The organism is Microbacterium umsixpiens, assembly GCF_053543675.1.
In genome coordinates this window covers 4548-5192 of record NZ_JBLVOH010000127.1, presented here as the reverse complement: position 1 = coordinate 5192, position 645 = coordinate 4548, and the positions used below count along the sequence as shown (strand labels likewise).

Annotated in this window: 1 protein-coding gene; it reads left to right on the top strand. The window is 73.6% G+C overall.

The genetic code is table 11. The features are described from left to right. Nucleotides 1-24: 24 nt before the first annotated feature. Nucleotides 25-645: FAD-dependent oxidoreductase (locus ACNPM4_RS12595; RefSeq protein WP_448985914.1), on the top strand; the 621-nt coding region annotated here is incomplete at its 3' end.

The window sequence follows — 645 nt, the reverse complement described above, 5'->3', positions numbered from 1 at the left end:
CGGGTGGCGATCCCCGGATGGACGATGCCTGGCGTGCTGATGGCCGGCGCGGCACAGGGGCTCCTGAAGGCACAGCATTTGCGGGCAGCGGGTCCGGTCGTGCTGGCGGGTTCGCATCCGCTGATGCTGATCGTGGCCGCCCAGCTGGTCCGTTCGGGGGCTGAGGTGACGGAGGTGGTCTTCGCCCGCGGAGTGCCCTCCGTGCGCGAGCTGTTCCTCGCCGCTCCGGCCGTGTCCGGGCACGTGCGCCTGCTGGCCGAGCTGGCAGGCTGCGTGCTGACCCTCGTGCGGCACTGCGTCCGGATCACGACGTCGACGGTCCCCACGGCGATCGTCGGCGACGGTGGCGTGAGTGGCATCCGACTGGCGAAGGCCGACCGGGCGTGGCGCGTGCGCGGACCCGAGCGCGAGGTCCCGGCGCGGACCGTCGTCCTCGGGTACGGTTTTCAGGCCTCCACCGAGCTCGCGCGTCAGCTCGGATGCCCGGTGCGATGGGACTCCGCTGCCGGCGGATGGCTGGTGGACGTCGACGGGAACTTCGAGACGGGCCTGCCAGGGGTCTTCGTCGCGGGCGAGCCCACCGGTGTCTCCGGGGCCGAGCAGTCACGGGCGGAGGGGGCCGCGGCTGCGGCGGCGATCGCCGCC